The sequence below is a fragment of the Myroides fluvii genome, assembly GCF_009792295.1.
GTDB classification, from domain to species: domain Bacteria; phylum Bacteroidota; class Bacteroidia; order Flavobacteriales; family Flavobacteriaceae; genus Flavobacterium; species Flavobacterium fluvii_A.
The window spans coordinates 3,327,440-3,346,438 of the sequence record NZ_CP039934.1; the positions used below are offsets into that span (position 1 = coordinate 3,327,440).

General features: G+C 31.0%; 9 protein-coding genes and 1 pseudogene. 3 read left to right on the top strand and 7 right to left on the bottom strand.

Translation table 11 applies throughout. The annotated features are described in order from the left end of the window. Nucleotides 1-6: 6 nt before the first annotated feature. From FBR08_RS14765 to FBR08_RS14795, 7 genes and pseudogenes are all read right to left on the bottom strand, one after another. Nucleotides 7-3,018, bottom strand: coding sequence for a type I restriction endonuclease subunit R (locus tag FBR08_RS14765; protein ID WP_158963460.1), 3,012 nt, complete (start codon nucleotides 3,016-3,018; stop codon nucleotides 7-9). Further along, the gene (locus FBR08_RS14770) at nucleotides 3,002-7,438 is read right to left on the bottom strand and encodes a protein NO VEIN domain-containing protein (RefSeq protein WP_158963462.1); all 4,437 of its coding nucleotides are present in this window, start codon (nucleotides 7,436-7,438) and stop codon (nucleotides 3,002-3,004) included. Before FBR08_RS14770 ends, FBR08_RS14765 begins: the two co-directional genes overlap by 17 nt. Before the next feature lie 36 nt (nucleotides 7,439-7,474). Beyond that, nucleotides 7,475-8,707: a restriction endonuclease subunit S gene (locus FBR08_RS14775; protein WP_158963464.1), complete on the bottom strand. Its 1,233-nt coding sequence runs from the start codon at nucleotides 8,705-8,707 to the stop codon at nucleotides 7,475-7,477. Between the two features lie 2 nt (nucleotides 8,708-8,709). Continuing rightward, nucleotides 8,710-11,049 carry a type I restriction-modification system subunit M gene (locus FBR08_RS14780; protein ID WP_158963466.1) on the bottom strand — a complete coding sequence of 780 codons (2,340 nt, stop codon included), beginning with the start codon at nucleotides 11,047-11,049 and terminating at the stop codon, nucleotides 8,710-8,712. A 417-nt stretch (nucleotides 11,050-11,466) separates the two neighbouring features. After that, nucleotides 11,467-11,733: a helix-turn-helix domain-containing protein gene (locus tag FBR08_RS14785; RefSeq protein WP_158963468.1), complete on the bottom strand. Its 267-nt coding sequence runs from the start codon at nucleotides 11,731-11,733 to the stop codon at nucleotides 11,467-11,469. 224 nt (nucleotides 11,734-11,957) lie between these two features. Then, nucleotides 11,958-12,074, bottom strand: a pseudogene (locus FBR08_RS14790) (DUF4138 domain-containing protein); the annotation flags it as partial. A 292-nt stretch (nucleotides 12,075-12,366) separates the two neighbouring features. After that, nucleotides 12,367-12,711, bottom strand: a complete 345-nt coding sequence (locus tag FBR08_RS14795; protein WP_158963472.1) for a hypothetical protein — start codon at nucleotides 12,709-12,711, stop codon at nucleotides 12,367-12,369. 1,107 nt (nucleotides 12,712-13,818) lie between these two features. Between FBR08_RS14795 and FBR08_RS14800 the strand changes: the two genes are divergently transcribed. Genes FBR08_RS14800 through FBR08_RS14810 form a run of 3 tightly spaced genes read left to right on the top strand, consistent with a single transcriptional unit; the run spans nucleotide 13,819 to nucleotide 18,995 of the window. Continuing rightward, nucleotides 13,819-16,881, top strand: a complete 3,063-nt coding sequence (locus tag FBR08_RS14800) for a SusC/RagA family TonB-linked outer membrane protein (protein WP_158963474.1) — start codon at nucleotides 13,819-13,821, stop codon at nucleotides 16,879-16,881. Nucleotides 16,882-16,891: 10 nt separating this feature from the next. Continuing rightward, the gene (locus FBR08_RS14805) at nucleotides 16,892-18,283 is read left to right on the top strand and encodes a RagB/SusD family nutrient uptake outer membrane protein (RefSeq protein WP_158963476.1); all 1,392 of its coding nucleotides are present in this window, start codon (nucleotides 16,892-16,894) and stop codon (nucleotides 18,281-18,283) included. After that, the gene (locus tag FBR08_RS14810; RefSeq protein ID WP_158963478.1) at nucleotides 18,273-18,995 is read left to right on the top strand and encodes a hypothetical protein; all 723 of its coding nucleotides are present in this window, start codon (nucleotides 18,273-18,275) and stop codon (nucleotides 18,993-18,995) included. Before FBR08_RS14805 ends, FBR08_RS14810 begins: the two co-directional genes overlap by 11 nt. Nucleotides 18,996-18,999 lie beyond the last annotated feature (4 nt).

An 18,999-nucleotide genomic window follows, 5' to 3' on the forward strand; every position in this document is an offset into this window, starting at 1 on the left:
TATTTTTTACCTTAAATATCTCTGTGTACCCGATTTAAAATCTTGTTTAAAAAAACTATCTGTCCATTGTTTAGCAAAATCTAATTGTAATTTTCTCATAGAGAGTGCTACTTGCTCCATAATTTTATCATAAGCTAATTCACGTGTGTAGGTGTCTTGATTATTTAAATATTTTGATTCATAATCTGGGTGTTGCTGAATCTTCTCAATAAAAGTTTGAAAAAACTGTCTCTTATCCTCATTTGTTGCATCCCAATCGGCAAACCAACGTGTATTAAAATCACTAATGATGGTTTCTAATAAATCATTTTCGTCATCTGAATGTGCTCCACGTGGGTTACTATTTGCTGGATCAAGTTGAGATTCTTCTTTATCTAGAATTAAAGTTTCATTTAATCGTACACGTTCAATCCCGTAAGTAGATAAATCAACACTATTTAATATTTCATCTAATAAATCTGCTTCAGTTTTTTTGACAATCATTTTAGGAATTAAAAACTTTAAAAACCAATAAAGTTTTTCCCAATTCATATTATCAAATGAGATGATAGCGGCTAATTGTCCGTAAACTTTTACAAAATGCTTTGCTTTAATTTTTAAATCAGCCTTTGTGTTTTCATCTAATTCTAATGATTTATTAAAGCGATCTTCAACCTTTCCTAAAATAGGACTTAAATCATCTGCAATTACGCCTTTAAAGAACAGCGTATTAAATTCTTCAACCTCACTCCATTCATATATTCCAGAATCATCTAAGGCATCTTTTAAATCATGTAATACGTTTACATCAGTAGCAGTGCTAAGACTTGTAGCAGTATAAAACGGATCAAAAGATGCTTTAATATCGTTACTATCATTAAAGAAATCAAGAACAAATAAACTCTCTGTACGTTTATTTAATTTATCAGCAGCACGATTTAAACGAGATAAAGCCTGAACACACAAAACTCCTTGTAGCTTTTTATCTACATACATTGTAGTTAGTTTTGGCTGATCAAATCCAGTTAAATATTTATTAGCTACAACCAATAAACGATATTCATCTGTATTAAATTGATCTTTAGTTTCTGTTTCAGCAAAACCATTTAATTTTGCTTCAGTAAGTTCATTACCATCAATTGTTTTTTCACCAGAAAAAGCAATGATTATTTTAAACGGGGTATCTCGTTCTTTTAAAAGCTGTTTTAATTCATCATAATAACGAATAGCAGATTCAATACTTTGTGTTACTACCATTCCTTTTGCTTTCCCTTTAAGTAGTTTTTTATTAACCACTTGTTCCATGAAATGGTCAAGCATAATTTCTGCTTTAGCTTTAATTGTACGTTTATCACGTTCTACAAACGCTTTCAGTTTTTTTTGAGCTTTTTTAGTATTAAACTCTGGATTATCTTCAATTGATTTTTGAAGTTGATAGTAACTACGATACGTAGTATAATTTGCTAATACATCTAAAATAAACTTTTCTTCAATAGCTTGTTTCATTGTGTATAAATGAAACGGTTTAAATGAACCATCTTCCTGACGAGTTCCAAAACGTTCTAAAGTGGTATTCTTAGGCGTAGCAGTAAAAGCAAAATAAGATGCATTATTACGCATTTTACGAGCTTGCATTGAACTAATAATTAAATCTTGAGCATCGACCTCTCCTTCCTCATTGGTTTCTAATTTACCCAAAACCTGATTCATTTTGTCTGCAGCTGTTCCGCCTTGACTACTATGTGCTTCATCAATAATAATTGCGAAGCGTTTGTCTCCCATTTCATCAATATCTTTAACTATATGTGGGAATTTTTGTATAGTTGTAATAATGATACGTTTACCCGATTCTAATGAAAGTTTCAAATCTTTAGAAGAATTAGCCGCACCAATGATGTTTTTTATATCAGAAAAACTTTTGATATTATCTCTTAATTGTCTATCTAGGATTCTGCGATCGGTTACCACAATTACTGAATCAAACATTGGATTTTGATTCTCATCTTCAATTTCTATTAATTGAAAAGCTGCCCAGGTAATCGAATTCGATTTTCCAGAACCTGCCGAATGTTGAATTAAATAAGTTTTACCAACTCCATTTTCTTTAACATCAGTAATTAAATTTTTAACGACTTCTAACTGATGATATCGAGGAAAAATATAAAACTTTTTAGAAAGTTGATCTTTCTCCTTTCCTTCTAACAACATAAAATGTTGAATGATACTTGACCAAGAATTTTTAGAAAAAATTTCTTCCCATAAATATGCTGTTCTGTGCCCATTTAGATTGATTGGATTTCCTTTTCCAAAATTATCTCCTTTGTTCAATGGCAAAAAGAAAGTATTCACGCCATCTAATTTAGTGGTCATATAAACTTCATCCGTATCAACTGCAAAATGTACCAAACAACGCCCAAACTGTAATAATGCTTGATTATTATCGCGTGACTTTTTGTATTGTTCAATACCATGAACCGCAGCTGTTTGATATGTCCACGGGTTTTTTAATTCCATTGTGGCCAATGAGATTCCATTAACAAAAAGAACCATATCAATTTCTTCGCCTGGATTTATAGAAGAATATCTTAATTGGCGCGTAACTGAAAATTGATTTTTTTCAAAGTTTTCTTTTATAGATTGCGCGCTACTTGCACTTGGAGCTTCATAGAACAAAGTGAAGTGCGCATTATCAACTTCTAAACCTTTCTTAAGTAATTTTAAAATACCCTCTTTCTTGACTTTACGGTCAAAGCGTTCTAATATTTTTAATTTCCAATCACTATAAATTTTAATTTTTTCTAATTCTTTCGGTTGTGTATTTTCAAGAAAGTCCCAAAAACGAAAGGTATCCAATGCGTACTTTTTATCAAAATCTGAAGGAAATCCCATATAATAACCAGTGCCCTTCAAATATTGTGCTTGATTTTCTTGCAATGCATCGATAGAAACTTTTTCTTCCTTAAGTTCTTCTAATCTATAGCCAGTTAACGATTTTTCGATTAATGATTCTAAAGCTTGTTCGTTATATTGTGTTGTCATTGATATCTATCTTAATTTTAACTTTATAATTTGCAGGTGATAAATCTCCTAGTTCTCTTATATCCCTTATTGGATATATTTTCAAATCTTTATCAACTAACCAAATCTCATATTGTTCAATATTAGCATCAGCAAACTGTTTTTCCTCTCTAGATAGTAGGAAGTTATACCCATTAAAATATTTACATTCTACATATTTTACAATATTCAGATCAGTGTCAAAGTACTTTATATCATAATGTAACCCTTCGTTGGTTTTTGAAACGTGATCTACATCTTTTGTATTCAACGCCTTATTAAGATAGTTAACAACAATTTTCTCAACATCATTTCCTAGCTCTTTTTTTCCACTATTTGAAAGTTCACTAGAGGTTTTACCTAACCAAGGTCCAGAATCAAATTTAGTTTCTTGAGAAAGAATAGAACTATTTATAATAACTGAGAAGTCATTTATACATTCTGGTTCAGTGCTATTAAGTATAGTAAATTCTTTCTTTGTGTTTTCTTTTATTAAAAGCGTATCATTTTTATGACTTTCTAACCATTTTCGTATGAAATCTATATTTCCATCAAAATATTTGAGGCTTTCAATCGATAAATTTGATTTTAATAACTGTAATTCATCAAAATTAAAATTAGCATCAGTATTCAACTGTATAGAATCATAATCTAATTTACTTTCAGAGGTTAAATCAAATTTATAGTCAGGTAATAAAACATATAGTTTATCAACTATATATTTATTATAATCTAAAGTATTTTCTTTAATTTCATAATCTAGGGTGATATCCAAAGTTTCGATATCCTTGAGCTGATTCAAAAATATAGACTGATGATCTCTATTTTTATTTTTTAATTGATGCCACAATTGATTTTTAACTTCTTTTTTCTTTGTAGCCCAATAACTATTTAATTCTTTAAGAAATAAATTATTAAAAGAAATCGGCGTATCACTAATGTTGTTATATGTTTTTAGATTAACTCCTAACACTTCGAAGACATTTCGAATTTTACTTAATTCTTCAATATTTTGAGCTGAGTTGAAAAGCTCAAATGTATCAAGATTAGGGAATTGAGTACGAATCCAAACATCTAGACTATTTTCATTTGTATCACTAAAGTCAATATCCAAAACTTTAGAAATAGATTTCCAAATTGATAAACGAGAACTAATTTCACCAAGTAGAATTAGTGCTTCTTCGTATAATCCGTCAGCTATATTATTTAAATCATATAAATTATCTTCTTTAGACTGTCTAATTACACTTTCAAAAATCCTTTTTTCTTCCTGAGTATCAAATAATTTCAAAAACAGATCAGATAAATTATCCGCAAATATTTTCTTGGATTTTAACTCGTCTATTTTAATATTATTAGGAATTTTGAAATAAAAAATATCATCTGCTATTACATAATTAAAGTCTTCAATATAAAAAGGATTATTATTTAAGCTACAACTCAAATATGAACATATTTTAATGGAAAGTTTGTTAAGCAATAGGGCTTGATTTTCTTTGACTTTTGAACTCGATATTTTGTCTAATCTATGTGCTAAAATAAAAGGTTTTATTTCCTTTATAAAAGCCTCAAATAAGCTCGAAGCCTCTACGTTATCTTTGGTGTCTATGATTTTCAAATCTAAATCATTCAAATCTACTAGGCTAAATAATTCAATTGCCGTCATCCCCCCCGATCTAGCTGGATAATATAAAATGGGAAACTCATTGGTTAAATTTTCTGGTAACTGTATTCTATCACTATAGTATATCCTTCTACTTTCTTCAACTACAATTGTATTTCCTTTTTTTGCATAAAGTTTTATATCATTTATTTGTTGTTGATTTTGCTTATAATGTCCTACAAGATTTTTATAAAATACTTGAGCTCCCTTATGATTATTTTTCTCAGATAATTCAATTGTTTTTGATCTTAAATGACCTATAGAAAGGTCATTAAAATTATCCTTTGCACCAAAAAACTTCAAAATCCTTTCTATTTCTCTTCTTTCTAAACCGCTAGACTCAAGTAGATACTCATAATCTACTTTAAAAGGGTTAAACCATTCTTCATCACGTTTTGTAGTGATTAAGTAATCTGAAATATTGAATTTTTGATTAATTTGAAAGAATATGTAGTTCTGAAATGAATAAACAATTTTAGTAGTACGATAAAAATAACTTAAGCGCTCTTCATGAGATTTAGTATTTTGAAACCCGTTAAAAATTTCTTTAATTGTTTCATCCAAACTTAAAAATTGTAATAGCTTACTAATTGTTAACTTATCATTTGACAGAAACCTCTCAAATAACTTTATATCGTATATTTCAAATGAAGGACTGATCAATTCACATTTAGAAAGTAGATACGATTTATATGCAGAAGAGACATTATTATTAGTAAGATAAATTACAAAGTTTTTATTTATCCCTAACCAAACTAAAAAGGACTGAATATGCTCTTTATCACCAGTTAAGCCCAAATCACTAATAGAAGTAATTATATCCTCATCTTTATATAATTCTTCAAATATGGATAAAAATCTCTTTCTATCCTCAAATTCATCTGAAAGAACAAGTTTTTTAATATCTACAATTTCTCCTTTTACATTCAAACAAGGAATGATTGAATCATATTCTAACTTCGGATTTTCATCTCTTAGGGAATAGTTATGAAATAAGACTATGTAGAACTCTTTAATAATCTCATTAGAATTCCCTCCATTTTCTAAAAGGTTGTTTGTTTCGCTAATTATCTTCTTCACAACCACCTGTGGTTCAAAAGAATGTGCATTCGACAATTTAGATAATTTATCGGCTAATGCTCTTGATTTATTATTTTCCTCATTAAGGTCTAATGCAATGACCAGTGCGGCAAATAATTCACTTTTAATAAACTTAATACTAGAGTATTTAGGAACTTTCAAGTTTATATTATCATTTGTTTTAGAAGTATAAACAAAATCTTTTTTATCAATTAAAACTCCATTATTATCAAGTAATACACTTAACTGTAAACCAGAATAATGAACAATCAATAATACAATATATTGTGCCCTAACACTGTAAGAGCTAATTAAACTTCCTGTTTTTTCTAAAACACTAGCTTTATCATTTATCTCTGATATATAATCAAGAGCTTTAAGATCCTCATCACATGGAATTACAATAGAGTTTAAATTACTATCCGTAAGTTTATTTTCATCAATAAAAGATGTTATTACATTATTTAATTTAAATACGTTTTGTTTATTATTATAGTTAAGAGAGAATGTTGGATAAACCTCTAAATTTTCGAACTCATTATTAACTATTTCTTCATAATCATTAAAAACATGATAAGTTTCTGTTGCAATAGTTCTATAAGGTAACCAAGACTTTTTATCTTCTTTCTTTAAAATTTCTATTAATCGACAATGAAGTTTAAATAATTTTTTAAAAACGAAATCATTAATTGGTGATTCCGTACTATGGTTTCTGTTTTGGTCAAGTTCTAAACTTGCATGTGCTACAAATGGAAGTTCAAAAGGAATTTGGGTTTTAAAAAAATTATAAAGTACTTTATCACATAAAGATAAGTCCTTTGTAAAAGCTATTTTAACAGAATAGTGCTTAGCATCTAAGCCTTCATATTTACCTAATATTTCCTCATCAATAACTCCCTCATCTTCTATTATGTAATTTGCTTGATTTCCATGATAAACTACACCTACATCATGCGCTATACTTCTCGAAACTTCTATAACTTTTTCAAAACCATCTATTATAATGACAACTTTATTGATGTTTTTTAAAAACAATAATGTCATTACACTTATATCTTCTAATTGAAGCTTAATATCTTTTTCATAATTTTCATCATAATTTATTGATACCGTTGTTGTATAATTATGAGTTGTCTTGAGGTCTTCTATAATTCCACAATTCAACAATGGGATTGGATATATACTAGACTTTAGTCTACGTTTTTCTCTAATTGTATTTAAATCATCTTCAGAGTATTTTAAGGTTTCTAAAAGTACTTCCTTCTTATTAGATTCTTTAAATGCAACTACAAAACCATTACTGATTATATTAATTCCTTTTGCCCAGTTTACAATAGAGCGAAACCCCAATCCTTTATTACCAATATAGCCAGAAGAAACCTTGGATGACAATCCTGGATATAATAATGAGTCATAACCCTCTAAAGAAAATGGATTTCCTCCGATATTGCTTATTTCTAAATAGCAATTTTCAGTATCAAGATTTATCACAACTGTATGTGCTCCTTCATCTTCACAATTTTGAAACATCTCCAACAATTGTCTACCATTATAGCCCTTATTTGTGTCTAGTTCTGTTTTGTAAAGGCTTAAAAGTGACTTTATGTCTGTAAAGCTTTCTAGTCGTTTATTAATAGCATCTTGTACTTTTTGTCTCATTCTAAAACTAATCTCTGGTTAATATACTTTGTTAATCTAAAAAACCTTTACTTTACCTGTAACTACATCGTTAATTAAGCTTTGTTTGTATTCTTTTAGTTTGGTTATTTGCTCTTGCTTTTGCACAATGGCTTGGTCTATTTTAGATATTACTTCGTCCAAATAAGCAACAATTTGTTCTTGTTCTTGAATTGGGGGAAATGCTAATAAACTATTAGCTATATGATTAAAGTTAATAGTTTGTCTAACACCAGAACCTAATAATTTCATATATGAAACATCATATTGATGTAAAAACCATCTGTAAAATTCTTTATTTATTCCTTTAACATCTTGCAAAACGATATACCCTGAACTTACAACAACATTTATTGCAGAGAGAGCAATTCTTAGACTAATTAAATCATAATTTAAATTTAAAGGATTAATTAAGAAATCGCCTTCTAATACTTCTTGATATGAAGCTTTCGTTGATTCAAGAATTTTTTCGTCATTTTTATAAATAACTTTACCAAAACTTATTGACCCAGCCGATAAAGTGGAATTTAATGTTTTAGGCTTCTCTCTAAAAATATGTTTAAGTTTAACTATTTCCCAATGCTCAGGAATTTCACCAATCCATTCTACACCAGAATCTTTTGTTGGAGCACTAGTATCAAAACCTTTGGTAACAGCTTGATGTATTTTGGCTTGGCGCAGTTCTTTCAGCTTTTCTATTTGTTGCTCTTTGGTTTGCACTAAGGCTTCAATTTTAGCTATTTTTTCATCTAAGAAACTGGCAATGGCTTCTTGTTCTTGGATTGGGGGAAATGCTAATAAACTATTAGCTATATGATTAAAGTTAATAGTTTGTCTAACACCAGAACCTAATAATTTCATATATGAAACATCATATTGATGTAAAAACCATCTGTAAAATTCTTTATTTATTCCTTTAACATCTTGCAAAACGATATACCCTGAACTTACAACAACATTTATTGCAGAGAGAGCAATCCTTAGACTAATTAAATCATAATTTAAATTTAAAGGATTAATTAAGAAATCACCTTCTAATACTTCTTGATATGAAGCTTTCGTTGATTCAAGAATTTTTTCGTCATTTTTATAAATAACTTTACCAAAACTTATTGACCCAGCCGATAAAGTGGAATTTAATGTTTTAGGCTTCTCTCTAAAAATATGTTTAAGTTTAACTATTTCCCAATGCTCAGGGACATTTCCAATCCAGTCAATGCCGCTATCTTTATAGTGTTTGTACTTTTGCATGATTAGAATTTAAGAATTTCACTTAATAAACCATCACCTTGTTCTTCTAAAGCTAATAAATCGGTTTTAATAGCTTTAATACTTCGCAACGGTGTATGCTGGTAGAAGTATTTGTTGAACGAAATTTCGTAACCAATTTTCACCGAATCTAAATTAATCCAAGCTTCATCTACGTACGGAATTACTTCACGATTGAAATACTTTAAGATTTCTTCGTTTAACGAAATTTGTTCGCTATCACGTAGATCGGTTTCTGTTTCGTAGGTGACAAATTCCCCCACTTTTGTAGTTGGATAATAACCAAAAAATGATAAGTCATTTTCTTTACATCCTAATCTATCTAATAATTGAGTTAATTTATCTCCTGAAAGCTTTTCAACTTTCTTAACTACTTTTTCTGCTTGTGCATCGTAGGTAGAAATGGCATTTAAAATAACTTTCTTATCTGTTGCTGAAAGATTCAATTTATTTTTCTTTACAACATCATCTATTAAAGCAGAAAATGCATTGAAGTTTGTAAATACTTCATTACCGATTAACTTCCAAAGCGATTGAGCTGCATCATAAATTGCCTTTGGTTTTTCCCAAGTTACTTTATCAACTAATCTATTAAGCTGTTTTTTATTTAAGTCCCAATCTTCTTTTTCGGCACGTTTATAAATCGCTGTTTCCTCAGCAACTAAATCTTCGTAAATAGCTTCTCCATAAGTTTCATAAAGCATTTTCATAGGCGTAGCCAACGATTTTTCGAAACGTAAATCAGCCATTGCTTCTGCTGTAAATTGTGAACGTAAACGTTTAGGTCGTTCAATATTTACTTTATAATAACCAAAATCGCTATTTTTAAAACGTTTTATTTTAAGATCTGATTCTTCTGTGCTTTTAGAAAGATTATTTAAATATGCTTTAGCTATTTCTTGAATTTGTTGACTTGTTAATTCACAATTTTTTAAACCTAAATTTTTTCTTAGTTTTTGATACAGGTTGTTAGCATCTAATAACTGAACATACCCTTGGCGGTCTTTAGGTTTATTGTTATTTAATAACCAGATATAAGTTGTAATACCTGTATTGTAAAACATATTATTAGGTAATTGTACAATAGCATCTAATAAATCGTTTTCAATAATATAACGACGAATGTTAGATTCTCCTGAACCAGCATCACCTGTAAATAAAGATGAACCGTTATGAACTGATGCAATTTTACTTCCTACCTTATTAGCAGAGGCAGGTTTCATTTTATCAACCATTTCCATCAAAAACAACAACTGTCCGTCAGAAGTTCTTGGTGTAGCATCAACAGTTTCCCAGTTTCCCCAATAATCTTTTAATTTAAATTGGAAGCGGCTGTCAATAACTTCCTTTCCGTCTTTTATATATTTAACTTCTGTTGCCCAAGATTTTCCGTACGGAGGATTAGATAACATAAAGTCGAATTTCATATTTGAGAATTCATTGGTGCTCAAAGTAGAACCTACACGAATGTTTTCAGGATCTTTACCTTTAATCATCATATCTGATTTACAGATAGCGTAGGTTTCATCATTGATTTCTTTTCCATACAAATACACGTCACCCGCATATTTAATATGAGATTCTTCTACCAAATAATTTTCACTTTCAGTTAGCATTCCACCACTTCCACAAGCTGGATCATAAATGGTAATAATGCTTGGTAAAGAATTTTTTAAAGGTTCAAAGACCAAAGTAGTCATTAACTGAATTACTTCACGTGGCGTAAAGTGCTCGCCAGCTTCTTCGTTATTTTCTTCGTTAAATTTTCGAATTAACTCTTCAAAAACATAACCCATTCCTAAATTTGATAAGGCTGGAAGCATTCTTCCTTCTGGATCATTCTTTTCAAAAGGAGTTAAATTAATATATGGTGAAGTGAATTTCTCTAGCACATCCAGTAAAACATCTTTACTTGCCATGTGTTGAATTTGAGAAGATAACTTAAACTTTTCTATGATTTCCTTTACATTCGAAGAAAATCCGTTTAAGTATTCTTCGAAATTAGCTACTAATTTTTGTTGCGAATTTGTTGCCGTACCACGCAATTTTTCCATGGTCCAAGTTGAAGTATTATAAAATACATAACCTGTGGAAGATTCAAGTCCTTTAGGATCGAGTTCAATCTGATCTAAATCTTCTCTTTGAAAACGAACTTCTTCTAGTACTTTATCCTTTGTTGGTTCTAATAGCGCATCAATACGGCGTAAAACTACAAAAGGTAAAATAATATCGCGGTACTTACCGCGTACGTAAACATCTCTTAAACAATCATCGGCTATAGACCAGATGAAACTAACTAATTTATTATGGGAATTATGAGTCATGGAGTATATTCTACTTTAATAAAAGGTAAATGTATGACTTGTTAAAGATTTTAAAAAGATAAAACATAGAAAAACAAAGGAAAGTTAATAGTTATTCATTATAAGAAAGAAAAACGGGACTTTCTGCATAACGGTTTTTCTCTACATCGCATCTGAAAATATCTACAAACAGAAGCTACCATTTTCGTAACAAAAAACTAAGAATCTTCTCAATACACCCAAAAGCCATAAACTTGCGTCTGTATCTAATACTGTTTTAACAAATGATCAAAACGTATAATAAAACACTCCATCCATAAAAGAAATTCTGTACGAGAAGAAAAGGATTGATAGAAAAGAACATAAAATCGAAATAAAGAGTAATAGGCCTATAACAAAAATTAAATAAAAGAGCACTGTTTTTTGAACAGTGCTCTTTTATTTAATTTCAAAATTCTTTATAAAAATAGGATCTTTAAAAAAATCTGTTAGACTTATTTTCATTGCATCACAGAAATCAGACAAGGTATAAATCGTTATTCCACGATTCTCACCTAGATTTGTCCATCGATTAATAGCCTGTCTATCTTTTTCAGAAAGATTTGCTAACTCAACTTTCGTCAAGTTCTTTTCTTTAATTAGAAAATTAATCCTACTCTTAATCTTGTCACGTAATTCTTTATCTCTATCCTTTAATTTCGCCATGAAACAATATTAAAATTAATTCTTCTTTACATTGTAAACCATTTGGTTTACAATTTTTTTTATATTACATTTGTAATAGTCATCCTTTCTTACTTCTTTGTAAGCTAAAGAAATAGTCTCGATGACATACATAATATTACCTAAAGCTTATCTATTTCTCTACTCGAAAACTGGCACTTTTCATTTAACAACGAGGCAATAAGTAATTTAGTTATGAGCTTTGCTTATAAAATATCCGAAATTTTCACTTTCAAAACCTGATTCCTCCCTCCATTTTTTTCCTCAATTTCAATTAAAAGTACTTGCTTATCCAACAGGGTAAACTGATCTAACATAAAAATCAACTTCCTTTCCAATCCTCTACATGAGAATAGATGATTTGCTGTTTGTTCATCTCTTTAGTATTTGAAGTAAACTTACTATAGTTTGAGTTTATAGGGAGATTTTTTATATGTTCTAACAAATGATCAAAGCGCATCATAATACGCTCAATCCATAAAAGGAATTCAGTGCCAGAAGAAAAGAATTGAAAGAAAGTAATAGAAATTAAAAACAGCGCTCCTTTAACAGTGCTTTTTCAATTATTTCTTTATGAAAGATATACAAATACAATTATGAGTTATTTATATTCAGTTACTCAATAATGCCTAATATTTCATTTAATGGAAATTCGTTATTAGAATATTCCTCTAGCTGTTTAAAAAAACTAGATAGGCTAATATTCTCATAATGTAATATCACGTATAAAACTGATAGAGGAATATTATATCCCTCCTCTCTTACAAGCTTTTGTATGGTTGAATGAGAAATACCGCATTTAGCTTGATATTTTCTTTGCGACACCTTATTATTTTCCTCATCTGTACTAAACTTATAAATATATTTTTGAGTAATAAAATTGCATACAAGTTTATTAGCAAATTTAAATAAATCTTTATTATCAACTTTATTTTTAATATTCTGTTGCTCTTTATCCATAATAGTATATTTTTTCAAAAGAGCACTTTTTTTCAAACATTATTGGAGTCGAACGACTCCAATAATAAAAAAAAGCTTATATTTGTGTATTATTGTTCGTTTTTAAAGGCGCAATATTTGAAATATTCTTTTAAAAATCAGAAGCTATTACTTATAATCTAACTCTGAAAACTGATAATTTACAAGCAACGAGTGGATAAGTTAATCTATCTGTTATATGGTATACCAATACCTCAAAGCAGTAATAAGGAGTACTCATCGAAAGTAATCTTTAAAACATACCACATCCCTCTTCTTCCTACCGTCTCCCAATTAGGTCTATAGAAGTTTAAAAACAAAGGTAGATTTGTTTAGTCTTGGCATTTTGATAAATCCTTGCAATACCCTATCGATCCTTACTGAACTTATTCCAATGTTCGATTCGAGATTTTGTCAGGTAGTACATTGGATGAAACAACAAAAAAGTAGCTACTACACTTACGTTTAACCGATCATTCCATTTTAGTTGAACTAAATCGTATCGATGTAGATTGGTTTTACATTCATGCTTTAATGTTAGCCGCCTACCCTATTCCCTATTTAGTTCGCCTTATAACAGCTGTTGCGCTAGATCTAAAACAGTTTTTAGATGCGTACAGGATCACGATTGCCTTTGAGTCTCAGTATGTATTATTCCTCTCATTCAACTAAAAAAGCAGGAGGCCTGGATTAGTTCGTACCACGCAAAGGCAATGAAATAAGTCTCCCCGACTGTTTATGTAGTAATCACCCCTTAAAACAATTCAATATGGAAGAAAATCGCTTGCTCAAGGGCTTTACCCGGGTTGGTTTATCTAGGCTTAGCCCGTAGTGAGCATGTAAACAAAAACAAAAAAATAGGATGGCTTAAAGGGATTTTAAGTGGTGCTATCCATCTAGGACTATCTCCTTGCGCTAGTTTGCAATTTGGGAGATCGGCTTTAGCGCTTGGGGATAGTTTGGATCAAAAACAGGTATGAATCACATCATACCCATTCACTAACCGTTTGATAAAAGCTTGTTTACGCACTAGGGCCATAAGAGTTTTTATGCCTTACAAGCAGGTATATCAAAATTCATTATACTAGCATGAAAATTCATTTTACAACGCTAACGGGTTATCGGATCGCCCTGTTACTGATTCCCTTAGTGGGCTTAAGCAGCAGTCCAAGCTATGCCGTATCGCGTGATACACACTTGCTCTTTCGTATCTCTGGTTCGTTACAAGAGGTAAAACAAAAGATTCAACTAAAAGGAACGGTAAAAGATTCCTTTGGTGTCCTTGAAGGAGTTATGGTTACTGTTGGAAACAACGTAGTTACAACAGATGTAAATGGAAAATATACCCTTGATATTACGCCTGGTGATACGATTACCTTTTCCATGATGGGGTATAAAGATCAGTCTAGGGTGTACACGGGTGAAAAGGTACTAAATATTACGCTTACTGAAGGTAATAGCACCCTGGACGAGATTGTTGTCAATGCAGGATATTACAGCGTTAAAGATCGGGAGCGTACAGGAAGTATTGCCCGTGTAACGGCTAAAGACATCGAGTTTCAGCCTGTTATCAATCCACTTCAGGCCATTCAAGGAAGAGTGGCTGGGGTTGATATTACTCAAAGTAGCGGAGTTGCTGGTGGTAATATGGATATCGAAATACGGGGAACAAATTTTATGGGGAACAAATTTTCTGGACGAAATAATCCACTCTATATCATTGATGGTGTTCCGTTTCTTTCAAATGCGCTTGGGTTATCCAGTGGTAATATTGGTATTGAAATCTTGCAAAATGGTATTTCACCGCTTAATGCTATAAATCCAAATGATATAGAAAGTATTGAAATTTTAAAAGATGCTGATGCAACAGCCATCTATGGATCTCGTGGGGCTAACGGAGTTGTATTACTAACAATGAAAAAAGGAAAATCAGAAAAAACAAGCTTCACGGTATCCTCTGCAACGAGTTTTAGCAAAGTTCCCAAGTTTTTAGCCCTAATGAATACGGAGCAATATGTACAGATGCGTGAAGAAGCCTTTGCTAATAGTGGTATTACTGATCTTCCTGCAAATGCCTATGATTTAAATGGTGCTTGGGATAGCAATCGCTATACCAATTGGCAAAAAGAATTAATTGGAAAAACAGCAATAGCTGAAGATATTGCTCTAGGAATAAATGGAGGTAGTAATCAAACCCATTTTAATATCAATCTAGCTCATAACAATTCCAATACAGTATTTCCTATTGATAAGGGATATAAAAGAGACGCTGTTTTACTAGGAGTTAATCACCAAAGTAAAGACAATAGATTACAGCTTAACTTTTCTACCTCCTATTCCAACCAGAGCAATAATTTACCCACAATGGATCTAACAAGACAAGCATTGACCTTAGCGCCCAATGCACCTGCCTTATATGATCAAAAGGGAAATCTTAACTGGCAAGAGGGTACATTTTTAAATCCCTTAGCTCAACTAGAAGGAGCATATGAAAACAATACTAACTCGTTAATTCTGAATATGAATCTTTCATACAATATCTTTAAAAATCTTGATTTTAAAGTAAATACAGGACTAACCTCAACTAATCTTGAAGAGAGAAATATTATTCCTCATACGGTTTTCAACCCTAGTGATGGATATACGAGTGAAATGTCTGAGTCTTCAAAGGCTACAAACCAATCCAAAACCTATATCATAGAACCTCAAGTAAATTTCAAGAAGAGTTGGAATAAACACGCTTTTGAAATCTTGGTAGGATCAACACTACAATCCTCCGAATCAAATAGCTTCAATAGTAGTGGTAGAAACTTTTCTTCTAATGCGCTAATAAGAAATATAAGTGCTGCTAAAGATAAATACATTGGCATATCATCCGATTCACAATATAAATATGCAGCTATATTCTCACGTATCAACTATCAATATGACAGTAAATACTTTTTAAACTTAACAGGAAGAAGAGATGGTTCTTCTCGTTTTGCAGAAAATAATCGCTTTGGTAATTTTGGTGCTGTTGGAGCTGCTTGGATTTTTTCGGAAGAATCGTTTCTTAAAGATATCGCCTGGTTTTCTTTTGGAAAAATTCGCGCGAGTTATGGAGTTACAGGTAGTGATAATATTGGAGATTATGCTTATTTGGATTCTTATACCGTATTTCCGCCTCAATACAATGGAGAAACGGGTTTATATCCTACTGCTTTGTACAATGCTAATTACAAATGGGAAAAAACAACCAAACTTGAGACAGCAGTAGAACTTAGTTTTTTGCAAAATAGAATCAATACCTCGCTTGCTTATTATAACAATCGTTCTACGGATCAACTAATCGGAATGACACTTCCAACAACTACAGGATTCTCTACTATTTTAATGAATTCTCCTGCGGTGGTTGAAAATACAGGATGGGAATTTACACTTAATACGACTAATATTAACACTACGGATTGGAAATGGTTTACAAATTTTAATCTCTCTTTTCCTAAAAATAAATTAGTGGCCTATCCGGGTCTTGAAGAAGGAACTCAAAGTAGTTTTTATATCATCGGGAAATCATTAAACCTTGTGAAACTTTATCAATATGAAGGTATTGACCCAAATACTGGAGCATTTACTTTTAAAGATTTTGATGCTAACGGAATTATAAATGCTCAAGATAAACAAGTAGCAAAAAACCTAAATCCTGAATTCTACGGAGGTATACAAAACACCATTACGTATAAAAAATTTGCATTAGATTTTCTGTTTTACTTTAAAAAACAAGAGAATTATAATCTAAATCAATACTACAATGTTGCTGGTGCAGCCCTAATTAATCAACCTGAAGAAATGACGGACAGATGGTCACAATCGAATCCTAACGGAGCCTATATGCCTGCAGGTTATAAAAACAGTGACCTTAATAATCGCTCAACTCCATTTAGAGAAAGTGATGCTGCCATTAGTGATGCTTCCTATATAAGGTTAAAAAACGTATCTCTTTCTTATGTTTTAAAAATACCTAGACTTCATATCGAATCATTAAGACTATACCTACAAGGGCAAAACCTCTGGACCATTACTTCTTATAAAGGAATGGATCCCGAATTTACAACTTTTGGATACCTACCTCCCCTTCTTACTTATGCCTTTGGAATGCAATTAATTTTTTAAACCTGTAATCATGAAAACGACCCAAAAAAATACAACTATAAGAGCTACAATCTTAGTCTCCATGACGATGATCTTACTTGCAAGTACGTTGATTTCTTGTGAGCGTATGATTGAAGTAGACTCCCCAACCAATATAGTTAAAAAAGAGGATGTCTATAAAGATATTGCTACAACAAAAGCAGCGCTCGCCTATTTATACTCCAATATTAGAGCTAATTCTTTTTTATCCAAAAAACCAACAGGCTTACATCATGGATTAAGTCTATACACGGATGAACTGGAGCATATTGGAACAACAGATAACAATTTTTTTTTAAATACTATACAAGCAAATAGTGCTGAAACCGCGCTATGGTGGAATAATGCATACCAAGATATTTATGCTATTAATGCATTTATAGAAGGATTAACCCAATCATCCTATATTGAGCAAGAAATAAAAAAAACACTCTTAGGAGAAGCCTATACACTTAGAGCCTTATACTACCAAAATCTAGCCCAACTCTATGGGGATATTCCCTATACAACTTCAACAGATTTCAAGTTAAATACAATTATTTCTAAAAAACCGTATCCGTTGGTATTAGTTGATATAGAACAAGACTTACTCCAAGCTATAGAATACCTAAATTACTCCTTTAGAAGCCCTGACAAATACTACGTGAACAAAGCTGTAGCAGAATTACTTCTAAGTGAAAATTATTTACTTCAGAAAAAATATGATTTAGCTGAATTATACAGTAAAAATGTAATAGACAGTAATTTATATTTTATAGAAGATGATCTAACTAAGACTTTCAAAAAAGATGCTAAAAGTACGATTTGGCAAATTAGCCCAGAACAAGGTAGTTATATAACACCAGAGGCTAATAACTATATTTTTACAACGATTGCGGCTAATACTTCAGTTATTAGTGATAAGCTATTAAAAAGTTTTGATACGAGCGACTTAAGAAAACAGTATTGGCTTAAAGAAGTAGAGGTAAATGGACAAGTATTTTATGGGGTTTACAAGTATAAAAACAAAACGGATAATACAGATGAAAATTCCATTTTCTTTAGAATAGAACAGGTCTACTCCATTTTAGCTGAAAGTCTTTTAAACCAAAATAAACTTCCTCAAGCCATTCAGATAATAAATAAAATAAGAACGAAAAGAGGTCTATTACCACTTGGTGCAAGTATGGGGAAACAAGAAGTAGAGCAGCACTTTTTACAAGAAATGTACAAAGAGTTTTTTACCGAAAATGGACATCGCTTTTTCACCCTAAAACGGCTAAATCAATTCGATCAAATAAAAGAAATAAAACCTAATTGGAAAGATTACAACAATCTATTTCCAATTCCTGAAAAACAGTTACTAATTAATCCAAACCTTAATCCTCAAAACAATGGTTACTAAAACAAAACACATCCTATTACCTAGTAGTAGTATCCTTATTCTATTTCTTTTCTATGCATGCTCCTCTATGCGAAGTAACAAGATTCAGCATGATTCAATCGTGATTCAAGGCCGAGTGACGCTTCAGGGAACAGATGCTGTTCCTTTGGGAATAACATCAGTCAACATAAAAAACAAATGGGTATGGAAAGATGAAAACCTTGAAGCTTATGGAGAAAACAAAAGAGTATTCGTTGATAAGAAAGGATATTACAAAATTCATATTCAAAAAAACGACACCTTAGTTTTTATACCCAATCACATACTTTATGGAAACAATATCGATCAATATACGTATTCCAATCTCAACGAAAGTCAAACTTTAAATGTGCAAATAAAAAAAGACACAAACACCTATGAAGCTCTTACAAAAAACAATCCTGTGCTTAAAGCTAATTTAGAAAAACACCTAAAAGATCTAGATCTTGAAACTCTTGTTACTGTTTCTGGCACCATATTTAGCAAAGAGACACATAAACCTTTAAAAAATGTAGATGTAAGCTCTGCCTTTAACAACAGTACTTTTGGTACAGCAACCTACCACTTAACAGATGAAAAAGGAGAATTTAAATTTCAACTACACAAAGGAAGTTTGTTTAGTGTGCTTTCTCTTTCCCCAAATTCTATTGAATTTTATCCGCAAAGAGACACAATTATTAACCTTTATCTATAACAGC

Coding starts and splice junctions, on each gene's coding strand:
- FBR08_RS14765 (WP_158963460.1), bottom strand. CDS start 3,018: ATGACAACACAATATAACGAACAAGCTTTAGAATCATTAATCGAAAAA.
- FBR08_RS14770 (WP_158963462.1), bottom strand. CDS start 7,438: ATGAGACAAAAAGTACAAGATGCTATTAATAAACGACTAGAAAGCTTT.
- FBR08_RS14775 (WP_158963464.1), bottom strand. CDS start 8,707: ATGCAAAAGTACAAACACTATAAAGATAGCGGCATTGACTGGATTGGA.
- FBR08_RS14780 (WP_158963466.1), bottom strand. CDS start 11,049: ATGACTCATAATTCCCATAATAAATTAGTTAGTTTCATCTGGTCTATA.
- FBR08_RS14785 (WP_158963468.1), bottom strand. CDS start 11,733: ATGGCGAAATTAAAGGATAGAGATAAAGAATTACGTGACAAGATTAAG.
- FBR08_RS14795 (WP_158963472.1), bottom strand. CDS start 12,711: ATGGATAAAGAGCAACAGAATATTAAAAATAAAGTTGATAATAAAGAT.
- FBR08_RS14800 (WP_158963474.1), top strand. CDS start 13,819: ATGAAAATTCATTTTACAACGCTAACGGGTTATCGGATCGCCCTGTTA.
- FBR08_RS14805 (WP_158963476.1), top strand. CDS start 16,892: ATGAAAACGACCCAAAAAAATACAACTATAAGAGCTACAATCTTAGTC.
- FBR08_RS14810 (WP_158963478.1), top strand. CDS start 18,273: ATGGTTACTAAAACAAAACACATCCTATTACCTAGTAGTAGTATCCTT.